The organism is Trabulsiella odontotermitis, from assembly GCF_030053895.1.
In the GTDB taxonomy this organism is placed as follows: Bacteria; Pseudomonadota; Gammaproteobacteria; order Enterobacterales; family Enterobacteriaceae; genus Trabulsiella; species Trabulsiella odontotermitis_C.
In genome coordinates, this window is record NZ_CP125781.1 from 1,708,346 (window position 1) to 1,725,205 (window position 16,860).

The following is a 16,860-nucleotide window of genomic DNA, read 5'->3' on the forward strand; positions in this document are numbered from 1 at the left end:
ACGATAACGAGGTCAATCTAAACGAAGCTTCAACAGAGCCGCCTGTAAGGGGTTCCAGTCAACGTCAGCGTCATTGATAAGCTCAATGCGACTATCCGGGGGCGCGACGTTCTGTGTTTCAATATGCAGATCCAGCCCCTGACGATTAATGCGCACCAGCCCTTCCGGGATACGCAGCACGCCCTTCACACGGGTCACCGGCGCGAGCCGCGCCCATTCGAGCAAGCCGATGGTATCGAACTTGGTGTCTGCATCGAAAATCCAGCCGCAGGCGTGATAGCCCTGACCGCTGTTGGTGCTGCGACGCCAGCGCTGATGCTCGGGAAGGCTGAGTGCCGCCAGCCCTTTGGTGACCGCATGTGAATGGGAATGCTCAGCGCTTTCCGGCAACGGCGCCAGGTTCTGACGCGGTGCATCGAGCAATGTCAGTGGGATTGCGCCCTGAGTGGCATGGTGTAATTCACGACCATCACCGCTCTGAGCCCACCAGTTTTCCAGCGCCTGCTGGCTTTCCGGCGTTTCGCGATCCTGCTTGTTGGCAATCACCATATCTGCGGCAGCAAGCTGATCGCGGAAGTTCTGATTATTGAGAACTTTATCATCCAGCAACTGGCGGGGATCCAGCACGCACAGCGTGGCGCGCAGATCAATCCATGGTTCGTAGACTGGCGCGGTGAGTATGTCGAGGATCTGTTTCGGATGGCCCAGCCCGGTCGGTTCAATCAGCAGCCGGTCGGGCTTGCCCTGTCTCAGCAGGGTATTCAGCCCCACCTGCATTGGCAAACCATTCACACAACACATGCATCCGCCGGGAATTTCCTTCAGCAACGCGCCACTGTCTGCCAGTAGCGCGCCATCAATACCTACTTCACCAAATTCGTTGACCAGCACGGCCCACTTTTCATCGGCAGGCTTGTGCGCCAGAAGATGCAGGATCGACGTGGTTTTTCCGCTACCAAGGAAGCCGGTAATCAGATTCGTTTTGGTCACGAGCACTCCAGAAAAGGTTACAGTCATCACATAACTGACCATCCTGGCGAAAAAATATCAGAATGAGAAGTTGTAAGGCGGACAAATATCCCGCTTGCCCGCTAAACCGCAGAAAATGCTAACTTCGCAGCGTGGTAATCAGCGCGTTCAGCGCGCCGTTATCGGCAATGCACTGCCAGGCCTGCTGCACCGCCGCCACAAAACGGGCATCGCGCGGCAGGTCGTTGCCAAAGATTTCGCTCAGCGTCAGCAGCGCCGTGACGCGTTCATCGTCGCGGCTCCCGGCGATCCGCTGGCGAATTTTCTCTGCCAGCGGGTCGCGCACGTCGATGGCGTGACCGGCATCATCCGTGCCGCTGACGTAGCGCATCCACCCGGCGACGCCGAGCGCCAGTAAGGGCCACGCGCTGTGGCGCGCCAGATGTACGCGAATGCCGTCCAGCATGCGCTGAGGCAGTTTCTGGCTACCGTCCATCGCAATCTGCCAGGTGCGATGTTGCAGCGCCGGATTGCTGAAACGCTCGATCAGGCTGTCGGCGTAGGCCGTCAGATCCACGCCAGTGATGCACAGTGTTGGCGCCTGTTCAGTGAGCATCAGGCGCCTGGCCGCCTGGCGGAAATCCGCATTCTGCATGCAGTCGCTGATATGCTGAAAACCGGCAAGATAACCGAGATACGCGAGGAATGAATGGCTGCCGTTCAGCATACGAAGTTTCATCTGTTCCCACGGCCGCACATCGCTGACCATCTGTACGCCAGCCACTTCCCATGCCGGGCGACCGGCAACGAAATGATCTTCGATTACCCACTGGATAAACGGCTCACCGCTGATGGCGCACGGATCAGGCACCCCGAGGAGGGCCGCGATTTCACTCAGCGAATCGTCTGTCGCGGCGGGCACAATACGATCGACCATGGTGCCAGGAAAACTGACATTTTCAGCAATCCACGCCGCCAGCGCCGGGGAACGTTTTTCCGCCATGCCCAGCACGGCATTCTTCACCACGTGGCCGTTATCAGGAATGTTATCGCAGGAGAGCACGGTAAACGGCGGCAGACCACGGGCGTGACGGCGATGCAGGGCTTCGACCAGGATCCCCGGCGCAGAGTGGGGCGCTTGCGGGTTTTCCAGATCATGCACAATGCGCGGCTGAGTGACGTCGAGCTGGCCGGTGGCCGGATCGATGCAATAGCCTTTTTCGGTGATGGTCAAAGAGACAATCGCCACCTGCGGCTCGCAGAATTTTTCGATAATCGCCGCCAGTGAGTCCAGTTTTGCGTTCAGGCATTCATGCACCGCGCCGACCACGATGGCCTGATTTCCGGCGGCCCCTTTTTCCAGCACCGTGTAGAGATGATCCTGTTCGCGCAACTGCGTCATTAATTGATCGCCGCTGAACAGGCTGATTTCGCAAATGCCCCAGTCGCCTCCCGTGGCGTTCAACACCCGGTCGGTCAGCAGCGCCTGATGGGCGCGGTGAAAGGCACCAAAGCCGAAATGCACAATGCGTGAGCGGAGCTGCTGCCGGTCATAGGTGGGCAGTTGCACGCTGTCGGGAAGTCGGGTGGTGGCAATGTTCTTCATTCTGTATACACCTGAATAACGATTAGTTAACAAGCGTCAGTGTAAAGTTATATGACAACAATTTAAATTGGTGTGCCTTGTTTCTGTGGTTAATGTGAGCTGGATCAATCAATGCTGCCGGGGTATTTGACCATTATGGCTAAGCCTGTATGGTAGTCGTCATTACGTTTTTTATTATTGGTATAACAACTTTAGAGGGTGAGACCATGGAGCAAACCTGGCGTTGGTATGGACCGAATGATCCGGTATCTCTTGATGATGTGCGTCAGGCGGGGGCGACCGGCGTCGTGACTGCGCTGCACCATATCCCGAATGGACAAGTCTGGCCGGTTGAGGAAATTAAAAAGCGTCAGGCGCTGCTGGCGGAAAAAGGGCTGACCTGGTCCGTGGTCGAGAGCATTCCGGTGCATGAAGATATCAAAACCCATAGCGGGCAGTGTGAGACCTGGATTGCCAACTATCAGCAGAGCATTCGCAATCTGGCGGCCTGCGGCATTGATACCGTGTGCTACAACTTCATGCCGATCCTCGACTGGACGCGTACCGACCTCGAATATCAACTGCCGGACGGCTCAAAAGCGCTGCGCTTTGACCAAATCGCCTTTGCGGCCTTCGAGCTGCATATCCTCAAGCGTGAAGGCGCTGAAGCGGATTACAGCGCCGACGAACAGCGTCAGGCGCAGGCGTATTTCCGCGCGATGCGCGAAGACGATATTAACAAGCTGACGCGCAATATCATTGCCGGGCTTCCGGGTGCGGAAGAGGGCTACACCCTTGATCAGTTCCGTGCGCGTCTGGCGGAATATGACCATATCAGCAAAGAGACACTGCGCGAGAATATGGCCCGTTTCCTGCGCGCCATTGTGCCGGTGGCAGAAGAAGTGGGCGTGCGTCTGGCTGTTCACCCGGACGACCCGCCGCGCCCGATCCTCGGTCTGCCGCGTATTGTGTCGACCATTGAAGATATGCAGTGGCTGAAAGAGACCGTCGACAGCATCAACAACGGTTTCACCATGTGCACCGGCTCCTACGGCGTGCGCGCCGATAACGACCTGGTGAAGATGATTGAAACCTTCGGCGATCGCATTCACTTCACGCACCTGCGCGCCACCTGCCGGGAAGACAACCCGAAAACTTTCCATGAAGGGGCGCATCTGTACGGTGACGTCAACATGGTGGCGGTGGTGGATGCGATTCTGAGCGAAGAGCAACGGCGTAAAAAAGCGGGTGATCTGCGTCCGATTCCGTTCCGTCCGGACCACGGTCATCAGATGCTCGACGATCTGAAAAAGAAAACCAATCCAGGTTATTCGGCGATTGGGCGTCTGAAGGGGATGGCGGAAGTGCGCGGCGTTGAGCTGGCGCTGAAAATGACGAAATACCCTGACTTGTTGTAATCAGGCGCAATGAAAAAGGACGGTGAAAACCGTCCTTTTTTACGTTTATCAGTCCGCGCGACCCATATAGCGTTTTTCTTCGATATGGATGCGGATCTTCTCACCGGTGGTGAGGTATTCCGGCACCTGAACCACCAGACCCGTGGTCAGCGTCGCAGGCTTGGTACGGGAGCTGGCGGACGCGCCTTTGATGCCCGGCGCCGTTTCAACGATTTCCAGATCCACCGTCTGCGGCAATTCCAGCGCCAGCAACTGGCTGTCCCACAGCAGCACCTGCATTTCAGGCATCCCGCCTTCCGGAATGAACTGCAGCTCTTCTTCAATCTGATCTTTGGTAAAGGTGTACGGCGTGTAGTCTTCTTTATCCATGAACACGTATTCGTCGCCGTCGACATAAGAGAAGTCAACGAAACGGCGGGTCAGCGTAACGGTATCCAGAATGTCGTCACCTTTAAAACGCTCTTCGACTTTCAGGCCAGTGCGGACATCGGAGAAGCGCATTTTGTACAGCGTTGCGGCGCCACGGGCGCTCGGTGACTGAATATCAATGTCTTTCACAATCAGCAGTTTGCCGTTGTAATTCAGCACCATACCTTTCTTAATTTCGTTCGCTCTTGGCATTGCAGTAATCCTGTCTTTAAAGGTGTCAAAAATATCGCGTCAAAGTACTCGCGCCGGGCCTTTCAGGCAAGTGGAATTCGCCGGTTTTGTGAAAAGGTGATAAGGTGCGCAGCCAGACTCTCAGGAGATACCGTTATGAATTGCCGTCCGGACTGTGGCGCCTGTTGTATCGCGCCGTCAATTTCCAGCCCAATCCCCGGCATGCCGCACGGAAAACCGTCGAACGTCCGGTGTGTTCAACTGTCGGACGACAACTTATGCAACATTTTTGGCTCGGACTCACGTCCCGCGGTTTGCAGCAGCCTGAAACCGTCCCTGGAGATGTGTGCAACGAATCGCGATGAAGCGATGACCTGGCTTATCAGCCTTGAGGCTGAAACCGCTCCCGTCTCAGCCGGATAACGCAACATCGCGGTGTGGCAGGCTTATTTGTGGTTGCTAAGCCATTTATTCATCATTTCAATCTCGCCTTTCTGCGCCTTAATGATATCTTCTGCCAGCTTGCGCATTTCGGGATCTTTACCGTATTTCAGTTCGGTCTCGGCCATGGCAATAGCGCCTTCGTGATGGGCGGTCATCCCTTTCGCAAACGCTTTATCAGGATCCGGATCTTTGACCCCCTCCATCATCTTATCGTGCATGGTCGTCATTCCGCTCATATATTCCTGAGAGGACGCGGACGCGCCTTTATCAGGCATCGCCATTGACGAATGCTCAGCGGAGAAAGCGGCGCCAGTTACCATTAATAGCAGAAAAAGTGATGTTTTCAGTTTCATAAACGGACTCCTTAACTCGGTTAGACACGGCGTTATTATAGTTCAGCAACATGAAAAGCCCTTTATTACCGGAAGATTACCGCTATCGCGGATTTCCCGGCCGCGGCACAGATAATGTAAATCGCGTGGAGACGCTATCGGATTCGACGCTCACTTTTCCGTGGTGAGCGGTCACTATCGATTTAACAATCGCCAGACCGATGCCACTGCCTTCGCCTTTGCGTTGTCGGGAAGGGTCGACCCGGTAAAACCGATCAAAAAGCCGTGCTAAATGTGCTTCAGGGATTGGTTTGCCCGGGTTTTCAATAATGAGTTCAACGTGGTTTGCCTGTTCGGTGACCGACACCGTCACCGTCTGCCCTTCCGGCGTGTAACGAATCGCGTTCGACAGGAGATTATTGATGGCTCTTCGGTACATCAGGGGATCGCCTTCAATCACACAGGGGGCGCCGTTAAAGGCCAGCGTGATGCCGCGCTCCTCCGCCCAGGCCTCGAAGAAATCAAAAACTTTGATCACTTCCGCGCTCAAATCAAATTTCACCGTCTCGGGAATTAACTGGTTATTATCAGCCTGGGCGAGAAAAAGCATATCGCTGACCATTTTTGTCATGCGGTTATATTCTTCCAGGCTGGAATAAAGCACATCTTCCAGCTCACTTTGCGTCCGGTGCTGACTCAGGGCGATTTCGGTTTGGGTGACCAGATTAGTAATCGGGGTTCTGATTTCGTGCGCGATATCGGCGGAGAAATTGGCCTGCCGGGTAAAAACATCCTCAATTCTTTCAATCATGTGATTAAACGAGATCACCAGTTGTTCCAGTTCAATCGGCACCCGGGACGGTTCCAGCCGGACATCCAGGTTCTCGGAAGTAATATTTTTAATCGCATCGCTCACATTGCGCAGCGGCTGATGACCTTTACGCACGGCAATATGGATAGTGATGATAATCAGCAAACTGATGACGACAGCAATGGCGATTAAATTCTTTTTTAGCGCCGCAAGATAATGGAGATGGAAATTGATGGAAAGACCAATCAGCAGTTGATAAGGCTGCGGTTTTCCATCGCGGATATAGTCGCCCGACGAGGCGATTATCCTGAACGTTTCTCTTTTCATTTGCGCGCCCGAATGCGTTGAAACGGCGCTGTGATTATCCGCCGTCCAGGTAAAAATCTCACCGGCAGGGCGGTTTACGGGAAAGGTGACGTCCTTCAGGGCCGGTAATAACGATGCTCCCTGTGACGTACTGAACAGGATTTCGCCCTGCGCGTCCTGCAGCACCGCCGAAATACCGCGATAGCTGGCAAGAAATTCGCGCATTTTAGTTATTTTTTGTCCTTCCGACGTTGCGGAAGCGTGGAGGATATTATTCAGTGTGGCATTGATTTGCTGCAGATCGCTGACATCCTGTTCGGCAAAATGTTTTTCAACGGAATGCAGCATAATCCAGGTAAAAGCAATAAACGCCAGAATCGTTGACAGGCTGATAAAAAATGTCAGCCGCAGGGCCAGAGAGAACGGGCGGTGGGAGAGATTAATGCGCATCCGGAACCTCTAACATATAGCCAACGCCGCGCACCGTCTGGATTAATTTCGGCTCAAAATCATTGTCGATTTTGCCGCGAAGGCGCTTCACCGCCACATCTATTGCATTGGTGTCGCTGTCAAAGTTCATATCCCAGACCTGAGAGGCGATCAGGGAGCGGGGGAGAACCTCTCCCTGATGGCGAATAAAAAATTCCAGCAGGCTGAACTCTTTACTCGTCAGCAGGATGCGCTTTCCGGCCCGGATGACTTTTCTCGAGACCAGATCAAGCGTCAGATCGGCGACCTGAAACTGACTTTCAGAGATAACCGTGTTGCCGCGACGCAGCAGGGTGCGGACACGGGCAAGCAGCTCGGCGAAGGCAAACGGTTTCACCAGATAATCATCAGCGCCCAGTTCAAGCCCTTTGACCCGATGCTCAACGGTGCCAAGCGCCGTCAACAGCAAAACGGGCATTCCCTTACCGGCCGAGCGCAACATGCGGATAATCTCCCAGCCGTTGACGTCAGGGAGCATGATGTCGAGGATCAGCAGATCGTACTCAGCGGTCATCGCCAGATGATAGCCCGTCAGGCCATTATCCGCGTGATCGACCACGAACCCGGCCTCGGTCAGCCCTTTGCTGAGATATTCCCCTGTTTTAATTTCGTCTTCGACGATCAGTATTTTCATGTTACTCCCCGGTCAGCCTGTTACTGACATTCTAGTGAGCACCTGTCGCTTATCAACGGCTTAATCCCAAAATGACAATATTGTCATCATCCCGTCACCTGCCAAACAGAGTGCTTTCGTTACAGTACCGCTATCCATCATCCGGCAAGTGTTTGCGTTATGTTCCGATTAAAACGACTGAGCATCAGCACTATTTTCTTTCTGGCGGGCTGCGTCTCTCTGGCCCCGGACTATCAGCGTCCGCCATCGCCGGTACCACAACAATTTTCCCTGTCACATCATGGGTTGGTGCCGTCCGTTAATGGTTACCAGCAGACCGGATGGCGCACCTTCTTTGCGGATCCTGAAGTCGCCGGGCTTATCACGGAGGCGCTGAATAATAACCGGGATCTGCGGATGGCGACCCTGAAAGTGCAGGAAGCGCGGGCGCAATATAACGTCACGGATGCTGACCGCTATCCGCAACTGAACGCCGCGTCAGAAATAACTTACAGCGGCGGGCTGAAAAGTGACAAGCCAACCACACAGCAGTATGAAGCCGGCATGGATCTCAGCTTTGAGCTGGATTTTTTCGGCAAGCTGAAAAATATGAGCGACGCCGACAGGCAGAATTTTTTCGCCAGCGAGGAAGCCCGGCGTTCGGTGCAGCTCCTGCTTGTCTCGAGCGTGTCACAGAGCTATTTCAACCAGCAACTGGCTTATGCGCAGCTTAGCATTGCCAGGGAAACGCTCAGCAATTATGAGCAGTCCTACGGCTTTGTTGAGCAGCAGCTGGTGACGGGCAGCACCACTGTGCTGGCCCTCGAGCAGGCCCGTGGGCTGATTGAAAGCACCCGGGCAGATATCGCCAGAAGAGAAGGTGAGCTGGCGCAGGCGAATAATGCGCTGCAACTGGTGCTGGGTACTTACCGCGCCGCCCCGAAAAGCAGTCCTGATAAAGAAAAAGATGTGAATCCGGTGACGCTGCCGCCAGACCTGTCATCAGATATTTTATTGCAGCGTCCGGATATTATGGAGGCGGAATATCAGTTAAGGGCGGCAAATGCCAATATTGGCGCCGCGCGGGCGGCGTTTTTCCCGTCCATCTCTCTGACCAGCGGGCTGTCCACCGGCAGTACTGAGCTCTCAAATCTGTTTAGCGCGGCAGGTGGAATGTGGAATTTTATCCCGAAAATAGACATCCCTATTTTTAATGCCGGGCGTAACGAAGCCAATCTGAAACTGGCAGAGATCCGCCAGCAGCAATCTGTCGTTAATTACGAGCAAAAAATTCAAACGGCATTCAAAGAGGTGTCCGATGCCCTGGCGCTGCGCGCGAGCATTAGCCAGCAGATCGCGGCGCAACAACGCTATCTCGACTCTCTCAACATCACCCTCCAGCGCGCCCGCGGGTTATATGCGAGCGGGGCGGTCAGTTATATCGAAGTGCTTGATGCAGAGCGTTCTTTATTCTCAACCCGTCAGGCCATTCTGGACCTTAACTATTCACAACAGGTGAATGAAATTAATCTCTTCACCGCCCTGGGTGGCGGCTGGACAGAATAGTCTTCACAACTCAGATAAACAGGAAAAAAGTATGCGTAATTCAATTAATGCCGTTTTATTCGCCACGCTTTCCGTTATTTTCTCCGCTGGTGTTCAGGCGGCGGAACATCAGCATGAAAATATGAATATGGAGATGACACATGACAGCGCCGCAGAGCAGCTTGTCCAGGGAACTGGTGTGGTGAAAGCCATTGATTACGACACGAAGAAAGTCACTATTGACCATGAAGCGATCCCCGCGATTGGCTGGCCCGCGATGACCATGCGCTTCACCTTTACCGACGCAGACAGCAGCATCCGCAATTTAAAACCGGGCAGTCATGTGAACTTCTCTTTTGTACAACAAGGGAATATCTCGTTACTGAAAAGTATTGAAGAAACCCATTCCTGATTAACGACGAATTATTAATTATTCCGCCGGGTAACCCAGGGGATTAAATCATTAAGCGGGAATTTTATGGCTTCTTTAAAGATAAAGTATGCTGCAACAATCATTGGCAGCCTGATACTGGGCGGAGTGGTCTCCGTTGGCGCCTACCACTATGTCACTTCTGCACAAAAACCGGAGACCTCATCTGCGGAGCGCAAAGTGCTGTTCTGGTATGACCCAATGAAGCCGGATACTAAATTCGATAAGCCGGGGAAATCCCCGTTTATGGATATGGATTTAATCCCTAAATATGCCGATGAAGAGAGCGAAAAAAGCGACCACGGAATTCGTATTGATCCAACCCAGGTGCAGAATCTGGGGCTGAAAACAGAAAAAGTCGTCAAAGGGCACCTGAATTATTCGCAGACCATTCCGGCAAACGTCAGTTTTAACGAATACCAGTTTGTTATTGTTCAGGCGCGTTCAGACGGCTTTGTCGAAAAAGTCTATCCGCTGACTATCGGCGACAAGGTGAAAAAAGGCACACCGCTGATTGATATCACTATCCCGGAATGGGTCGAAGCACAGAGCGAATACCTTTTATTATCCAGTACCAACGGGTCGGCCACCCAGCTTAAAGGCGTGCTTGAGCGTCTTCGCCTGGCCGGTATGCCTGAAAAGGATATCCAGCGCTTGCGCTCGAGCCGCAGTATTCAGACCCGTTTTACCATCACCGCACCGATCGACGGCGTTATTACTGCCTTTGATCTGCGCAGCGGAATGAACATTTCAAAAGATAAAGTCGTTGCCCAGATCCAGGGGATGGATCCGGTCTGGATCAGCGCGGCGGTACCGGAATCTATTGCTTATCTGCTCAAAGACACCTCGCAGTTTGAAATATCGGTACCGGCTTATCCGGATAAAACGTTCAACGTTGAAAAATGGAACATTCTGCCGAGTGTGGATCAAACCACCCGTACGTTGCAGGTGCGTCTGCAGGTGACCAACCAGGATGAGCTGCTGAAACCCGGGATGAATGCGTATCTGAAACTCAATACCCGGAGTCAGGAAATGCTGCTGATCCCCTCCCAGGCGGTGATTGATACCGGCACTGAACAGCGCGTGATGACTGTCGATAGCAACGGTCGGTTTGTGCCGAAAGTGATCCACGTTCTGCATGAGTCGCAACGGCAGGCAGGAATAGGCGCCGGGCTGAACGAGGGAGATTCCGTGGTGGTCAGCGGCCTGTTTCTTATTGACTCCGAAGCCAATATCACCGGCGCGCTGGAACGGATGCGTCATGCGGAAAACGCGGCTAACGCGCATTCCGGTCACTAAGGAGACGACGATGATTGAATGGATTATCCGGCGCTCCGTGGCCAACCGCTTCCTGGTCATCATGGGCGCTCTGTTTCTAAGTGTCTGGGGAACCTGGACGATTATCAATACGCCAGTGGATGCGCTGCCCGATCTCTCTGACGTTCAGGTCATTATCAAAACCAGTTATCCCGGCCAGGCGCCGCGAATTGTGGAAGACCAGGTCACCTATCCGCTCACTACGACCATGCTGTCGGTGCCGGGCGCAAAGACGGTACGCGGGTTTTCTCAGTTTGGTGACTCCTATGTGTATGTCATTTTTGAAGACGGTACTGATCTGTACTGGGCGCGCTCGCGCGTACTGGAATACCTGAATCAGGTGCAGGGAAAACTACCGGCAGGCGTCAGCTCTGAAATAGGGCCTGATGCGACCGGGGTGGGCTGGATTTTTGAATATGCGCTGGTGGACCGCAGCGGCAAACACGACCTTGCAGAGCTTCGCTCGCTTCAGGACTGGTTTCTGAAATTTGAACTGAAAACCATCCCTAACGTCGCCGAAGTGGCGTCCGTCGGCGGTGTGGTTAAACAGTATCAGATCCAGGTGAATCCGATGAAACTGGCCCAGTACGGTGTCAGTCTGCCGGAAGTGAAGCAGGCGCTGGCGTCCTCAAACCAGGAAGCAGGCGGGTCGTCCGTTGAAATTGCTGAAGCCGAATATATGGTTCGTGCCAGCGGTTATCTGCAGACCATCGATGACTTCAATAATATCGTCCTGAAAACCGGGGAGAACGGTGTGCCGGTATATCTCCGTGACGTTGCCCGTGTGCAAACGGGGCCGGAAATGCGCCGGGGTATCGCGGAGTTTAATGGTGAAGGGGAAGTGGCTGGCGGCGTCGTGATCCTGCGCTCAGGCAAAAATGCCCGCGAGGTGATCACGGCGGTTAAAGAGAAACTGGAAACCCTGAAAAGCAGCCTGCCGGAGGGGGTGGAGGTTGTCACCACCTACGATCGCAGCCAGTTAATCGATCGCGCCATTGATAACCTGAGCCATAAGCTGCTGGAAGAGTTTATCGTGGTGGCTATCGTTTGTGCCCTGTTTCTCTGGCATGTCCGCTCGGCACTGGTCGCCATTATTTCCCTGCCGCTGGGTCTGTGTATTGCCTTCATCGTGATGCATTTTCAGGGACTGAACGCCAATATCATGTCGCTCGGCGGGATTGCCATTGCGGTGGGGGCGATGGTGGATGCCGCCATTGTGATGATAGAAAATGCCCACAAACGGCTGGAAGAGTGGGACCATCATCATCCCGGAGAGCAGATCGACAACGCCACTCGCTGGAAGGTGATCACCGATGCGTCGGTGGAGGTCGGGCCTGCGCTGTTTATCAGCCTGCTGATTATCACGCTGTCGTTTATCCCTATCTTTACCCTTGAAGGGCAGGAAGGGCGCCTGTTTGGCCCACTGGCCTTCACCAAAACCTATTCCATGGCCGGGGCCGCCGCGCTGGCGATCATCGTTATTCCTATCCTGATGGGCTTCTGGATCCGCGGGAAAATTCCGGCGGAGACCAGCAATCCGCTGAACCGCTTTTTGATACACATTTATCACCCGTTATTGCTCAAAGTGCTTCACTGGCCGAAGACCACGCTGCTGGTCGCCGCCTTATCCATCTTCACGGTCATCTGGCCGCTGAGCCGGGTTGGCGGGGAGTTTCTGCCCAAAATCAACGAGGGGGATCTGTTGTATATGCCTTCGACGTTACCCGGCATTTCACCCGGGCAGGCGTCGGTGCTGTTGCAGACCACCGACAAGCTGATCAAAACCGTCCCGGAAGTGGCAACGGTGTTTGGCAAAACCGGTAAAGCAGAAACGGCAACGGATTCCGCGCCACTCGAAATGGTCGAAACGACAATCCAGCTGAAGCCAGAAGATCAGTGGCGTCCGGGGATGACGATTGACAAGATCATTGAAGAGCTTGATGCGACGGTCCGTTTACCTGGTCTGGCAAATCTCTGGGTTCCGCCAATTCGTAACCGCATTGATATGTTATCTACCGGGATCAAGAGCCCGATTGGCATTAAGGTTTCCGGGACGGTGCTGTCCGATGTTGATGTCACGGCACAGCGCATCGAGACGGTGGCAAAAACGGTGCCTGGCGTGGTTTCTGCCCTCGCGGAACGTCTGGAAGGCGGGCGATACATTGATGTGGATATCAACCGGGAAAAAGCCTCCCGTTATGGCATGACGGTCGGTGATGTACAGCTGTTTGTGTCGTCGGCTATCGGTGGCGCCATGGTCGGGGAAACGGTGGAAGGTGTTGCGCGTTACCCGATCAACATCCGCTATCCGCAGGACTACCGTAACAGCCCGCAAGCGCTGAAGCAGATGCCGATCCTTACGCCCATGAAGCAGCAGATCACCCTCGGTGATGTTGCCGATGTGAAGGTGGTGTCCGGGCCGACCATGCTGAAAACCGAAAACGCGCGTCCGGCCAGCTGGATTTACATTGATGCCCGGGGCCGCGACATGGTGTCCGTAGTCAACGACCTCAAAACGGCGATCAGTCAACAGGTCAAGCTGAAACCCGGTACCAGTGTGGCCTTCTCCGGTCAGTTTGAATTACTGGAGCATGCCAACAAAAAACTGAAACTGATGGTGCCGATGACGGTGATGATCATTTTCATTCTGCTTTACCTTGCGTTCCGCCGCGTTGACGAAGCACTGCTTATTCTGATGAGCCTGCCGTTTGCGCTGGTGGGCGGCATATGGTTCCTCTACTGGCAGGGTTTTCATATGTCCGTGGCCACGGGGACCGGGTTTATTGCGCTGGCAGGTGTCGCGGCGGAGTTCGGTGTCGTGATGCTGATGTATCTTCGTCATGCCATCGAAGCACAACCGGCATTGTCCCGCGAGGATTCCTTCACGCCGGAAGGGCTTGATGACGCGCTTTATCAGGGGGCGGTATTGCGCGTGCGGCCAAAAGCCATGACGGTTGCGGTGATCATCGCCGGTCTGTTACCCATTCTGTGGGGAACCGGCGCAGGCTCGGAAGTGATGAGCCGGATTGCGGCACCGATGATCGGCGGAATGATTACCGCGCCGCTACTCTCGCTGTTTATTATTCCTGCCGCCTACAAGCTCATATGGTTGCGCAGACATCACGCTACAATTCGGAAAATGCCAGTAAGTACCCGGTAAGATTCGCCCCCGGATAATCGTGATTTCTTGATTATCCGGGGAATAATGACATGCCATATCGCCTGCAGGCCGGACGGATCACCGTCGCGGCTATCGCCAGCGCTTTGACGCTGGCCTCTTCTTCTGCTTTTGCCGCTGAATGGGGAATCGGCGCTGGCGTTGCCAGTACGCAAAAGCCTTACAAAGGGATGTCGCGTGATACCACGCCGTTGCCGCTGCTCTATTTTGATAATCAGTACCTGCACTTTTTCGGCACCGAAGCAGAAATAAAATTGCCTGGCGTCACGTTCAATGAAACTCAGCGGCTGAATATTGGTCTTATCGGCAGATATGACGGCTCAGGATATGAGGCTGACGACGCCGGTATTCTCGACGGCATGGCGAAGCGTAAAGGCGGTTTCTGGGGCGGCGCAAAAATGGAGTGGCAAAACCCCTGGGTCACGCTGAATGCCGACTGGACGCATGATCTCTCCGGCAACAGCAAGGGGCAGCGCGTTAAACTGGGCGCTGAACGACGCTGGCAGTGGGGCGACGTATCCCTGACGCCGCGCGTTGTCGCCAGCTGGCATGATAAAAAATATATCGACTATTACTATGGCGTGCGTGCGGACGAAGCCCGCGACTGGCGACCCGCTTATCAGGGGAAATCATCGTTGAGTGCGGAACTCGGCCTGCTGAGTATTTACCGCTTCAGCGCCCACCATTCTTTGATGCTTGATCTGGAAATCACGCCGCTCTCCTCTGAAGTGAAAGAGAGCCCGCTGGTGGACCGTTCACGCGAAGATCGCATTTTTCTGGGGTATATGTACCGTTTCTGATGGGCAGAATACTGTTAATTGAAGATCACGGGCATCTGGCGAGGCTGGTGGTGAAAGGGCTGACCAGCGCCGGAATTTCTGTCGATACTGTCGGCAGCCGGGAAGCGGCATTAAGCGCGTTGCAGATGGTGTCCTACCAGGCGCTGGTGCTGGATCGCGGTCTGCCGGACGGCGACGGGCTGCTTTTACTTCAGCAACTGCGTCAGTGCAATATCACCGTGCCCTGTCTGTTCCTCACCGCTCGTGACGCCCTGCACGATCGGGTTGAAGGACTGGAAGCGGGAGCCGACGATTATCTACCCAAACCCTTTGCCATGGCGGAGCTGGTGGCTCGCGTACGGGCGTTGCTGCGCCGTCCCGTTGTCAGCCAGACGCTTGAACCCACTTTCGGCGACATCACGCTACTGCCCGACTCGGGTGTAATGCGCTGCCGCGATGAGAGCATTACCCTCGCGCCGGCAGAAATGCAGATTATGCTAACGCTCATCCACAAGCAGGGCGGCGTGGTGCGCCGTAGCGCGATGGAGGGCGCTGGCTGGGGACTGAGCGACCCGGTGACGCCAAACGCGCTGGATGTCGCCCTGCACCGGTTGCGTCGCAAACTGGCGGCCATTGGATCCGGTCTGCATATCGTTAACCAGAGAGGGCAGGGCTATGCGCTGCGTAAAAGCGATACCGATAAATAGCCTGTCGCTTCGCATCCTGCTGGCTTACGTGGTCGGTACGTTGCTGAGTATCGGCTTGCTGGTGGCGTTTGGTGCCATTGTGAAAGAGCGCCTGCCGGGCATGGCGCTGCCCGAACGCACCCAGCTACTGGCGGAGCGGCTACAGTTCGACGCGCAGGGTAACCCGACGGGATTTATCGACAGCGACGATCATCCATTGTGGATCTACGACAGTCTGCGCCAGGAAACCGCCTGGCGGGTGCTGGACGACAAGCGTCGGGTGGTCCTGCTTTCCCCGGGCGCAACGACCTGGCCGGATCAGGACGCGATAAGGCAACAACCCGAACAACGTTTTGAATTTACCCGCGATGACGTGCTTTACGACGGGGCGAGAGAAATGCAACTGCACGATGGTCGCTCGTGGTTTGTCGAACTGGCGGTCAGCTCACGAATGGTCGATTTTCTGCATCTGAGCTTTGCGCTGCACTTTATTCGTCTGGGGGTGATCGCGTTTAGTCTGGTGCTGCTGGTGACCTTTGCCGCCTGCGTCTGCCTGAGTCTGAAATATGCGTTGCGACCACTGCGGAAGATTTCGCAGGCCGCCACGCAAATCTCTCCCCGTTCCCTCAGCAACCGGCTTGAGACAGAACATGTTCCTGCCGAACTGATCCCGCTCATCGCCAGTTTTAATCAGGCGCTCGGCAGGCTGGAAAAAAGTTTTCGCAGCCAACAGGATTTTCTCGCCACTGCTGCCCATGAGCTGAAAACGCCACTGACGCTGTTACGTGCTGAAGTGGAGCTGATGGAGGCGCGCGCGGGGGTGCGCGAGCCGTTGCTGATGCAGGTGTCGCATCTGGCGCGTCAGGTTCAGCAACTGTTACTGCTGGCCGAAGCGAGCGAGCCGTTGAGTTACCGGTTTAGCGATGTGAACGCCGGTGACGTGGTGCGCGATGCCGCCGGTTATCTGCAACGCATCGCTGATGACGCCAGCGTCAGACTCACCATTCACGGCGACGATGAGGTGGCTAAATGGCACGCCGATCGCGGGGCGCTCTTTACGCTACTGAAAAACCTGATTGAAAACGCTATTCAGCATGCGCCGGTGGGCACGATCGTCAGCGTTGATGTGCGGGCAGAGAGCCTGAGCGTGCGCGACCAGGGCGCCGGGGTTGAACCCGAAGAGATCCCGCATCTGTTTGAGCGTTTCTGGCGCGGGGCGCATCGCCGGGATACCGGTGCAGGTCTGGGGCTGGCGATTTGCCAGGAGATTTGTACGGCGCACGGCTGGACGTTGACTGCCTGTAACGGTCTGACGGGGCTGACCGTCACCGTTTACCGTATTAAGAATTAGCGGGACT

At 54.9% G+C, this 16,860-nt stretch carries 15 protein-coding genes; 9 read left to right on the plus strand and 6 right to left on the minus strand.

Annotated features, from left to right (window positions below):
- Positions 1 to 12: 12 nt before the first annotated feature.
- Together QMG90_RS08225 and QMG90_RS08230 are read right to left on the minus strand one after the other, a co-directional pair.
- A complete protein-coding gene (locus tag QMG90_RS08225) occupies positions 13 to 990 on the minus strand; it encodes a CobW family GTP-binding protein (protein WP_283283339.1) in 978 nt (325 codons plus the stop codon).
- A 118-nt stretch (positions 991 to 1,108) separates the two neighbouring features.
- Positions 1,109 to 2,575: a mannitol dehydrogenase family protein gene (locus QMG90_RS08230; RefSeq protein WP_283283340.1), complete on the minus strand. Its 1,467-nt coding sequence runs from the start codon at positions 2,573 to 2,575 to the stop codon at positions 1,109 to 1,111.
- Positions 2,576 to 2,781: 206 nt separating this feature from the next.
- On the opposite strand from QMG90_RS08230, the gene uxuA reads away from it, so the two are divergent.
- Entirely contained in the window at positions 2,782 to 3,972 is a 1,191-nt protein-coding gene (gene uxuA / locus QMG90_RS08235) for a mannonate dehydratase (protein WP_283283341.1), read from the plus strand.
- 48 nt (positions 3,973 to 4,020) lie between these two features.
- On the opposite strand, the gene yeiP is transcribed toward uxuA, so the two are convergent.
- Complete coding sequence (gene yeiP / locus QMG90_RS08240) at positions 4,021 to 4,593, minus strand: elongation factor P-like protein YeiP (RefSeq protein ID WP_283283342.1); 573 nt, start codon at positions 4,591 to 4,593, stop codon at positions 4,021 to 4,023.
- 135 nt (positions 4,594 to 4,728) lie between these two features.
- Here yeiP and QMG90_RS08245 point away from each other — a divergent pair, with 135 nt between their 5' ends.
- Positions 4,729 to 4,995, plus strand: a complete 267-nt coding sequence (locus tag QMG90_RS08245; protein WP_283283343.1) for a YkgJ family cysteine cluster protein — start codon at positions 4,729 to 4,731, stop codon at positions 4,993 to 4,995.
- Positions 4,996 to 5,018: 23 nt separating this feature from the next.
- On the opposite strand, the gene copM is transcribed toward QMG90_RS08245, so the two are convergent.
- From copM to QMG90_RS08260, 3 genes are all read right to left on the minus strand, one after another.
- Positions 5,019 to 5,369: a CopM family metallochaperone gene (gene copM, locus QMG90_RS08250; RefSeq protein WP_283283344.1), complete on the minus strand. Its 351-nt coding sequence runs from the start codon at positions 5,367 to 5,369 to the stop codon at positions 5,019 to 5,021.
- Between the two features lie 82 nt (positions 5,370 to 5,451).
- The gene (locus QMG90_RS08255) at positions 5,452 to 6,915 is read right to left on the minus strand and encodes a Cu(+)/Ag(+) sensor histidine kinase (RefSeq protein ID WP_283283345.1); all 1,464 of its coding nucleotides are present in this window, start codon (positions 6,913 to 6,915) and stop codon (positions 5,452 to 5,454) included.
- Positions 6,905 to 7,588, minus strand: a complete 684-nt coding sequence (locus QMG90_RS08260; RefSeq protein ID WP_283283346.1) for a copper/silver response regulator transcription factor — start codon at positions 7,586 to 7,588, stop codon at positions 6,905 to 6,907. The genes QMG90_RS08255 and QMG90_RS08260 overlap by 11 nt, the downstream gene beginning before the upstream one ends.
- Before the next feature lie 159 nt (positions 7,589 to 7,747).
- On the opposite strand from QMG90_RS08260, the gene QMG90_RS08265 reads away from it, so the two are divergent.
- The 7 genes from QMG90_RS08265 (at position 7,748) to QMG90_RS08295 (ending at position 16,853) form a co-directional block, all read left to right on the plus strand.
- Positions 7,748 to 9,133: an efflux transporter outer membrane subunit gene (locus QMG90_RS08265; RefSeq protein ID WP_283283347.1), complete on the plus strand. Its 1,386-nt coding sequence runs from the start codon at positions 7,748 to 7,750 to the stop codon at positions 9,131 to 9,133.
- A 31-nt stretch (positions 9,134 to 9,164) separates the two neighbouring features.
- Entirely contained in the window at positions 9,165 to 9,524 is a 360-nt protein-coding gene (cusF, locus tag QMG90_RS08270; RefSeq protein WP_283283348.1) for a cation efflux system protein CusF, read from the plus strand.
- 66 nt (positions 9,525 to 9,590) lie between these two features.
- The gene (locus QMG90_RS08275) at positions 9,591 to 10,841 is read left to right on the plus strand and encodes an efflux RND transporter periplasmic adaptor subunit (RefSeq protein WP_283283349.1); all 1,251 of its coding nucleotides are present in this window, start codon (positions 9,591 to 9,593) and stop codon (positions 10,839 to 10,841) included.
- Positions 10,842 to 10,851: 10 nt separating this feature from the next.
- Positions 10,852 to 14,019: a Cu(+)/Ag(+) efflux RND transporter permease subunit SilA gene (silA, locus tag QMG90_RS08280; protein WP_283283350.1), complete on the plus strand. Its 3,168-nt coding sequence runs from the start codon at positions 10,852 to 10,854 to the stop codon at positions 14,017 to 14,019.
- A 188-nt stretch (positions 14,020 to 14,207) separates the two neighbouring features.
- Complete coding sequence (locus tag QMG90_RS08285) at positions 14,208 to 14,837, plus strand: MipA/OmpV family protein (protein ID WP_430381676.1); 630 nt, start codon at positions 14,208 to 14,210, stop codon at positions 14,835 to 14,837.
- A complete protein-coding gene (locus QMG90_RS08290; RefSeq protein WP_283283352.1) occupies positions 14,837 to 15,523 on the plus strand; it encodes a response regulator transcription factor in 687 nt (228 codons plus the stop codon). Before QMG90_RS08285 ends, QMG90_RS08290 begins: the two co-directional genes overlap by 1 nt.
- Positions 15,492 to 16,853 carry a sensor histidine kinase gene (locus tag QMG90_RS08295; RefSeq protein ID WP_283283353.1) on the plus strand — a complete coding sequence of 454 codons (1,362 nt, stop codon included), beginning with the start codon at positions 15,492 to 15,494 and terminating at the stop codon, positions 16,851 to 16,853. Before QMG90_RS08290 ends, QMG90_RS08295 begins: the two co-directional genes overlap by 32 nt.
- Positions 16,854 to 16,860 lie beyond the last annotated feature (7 nt).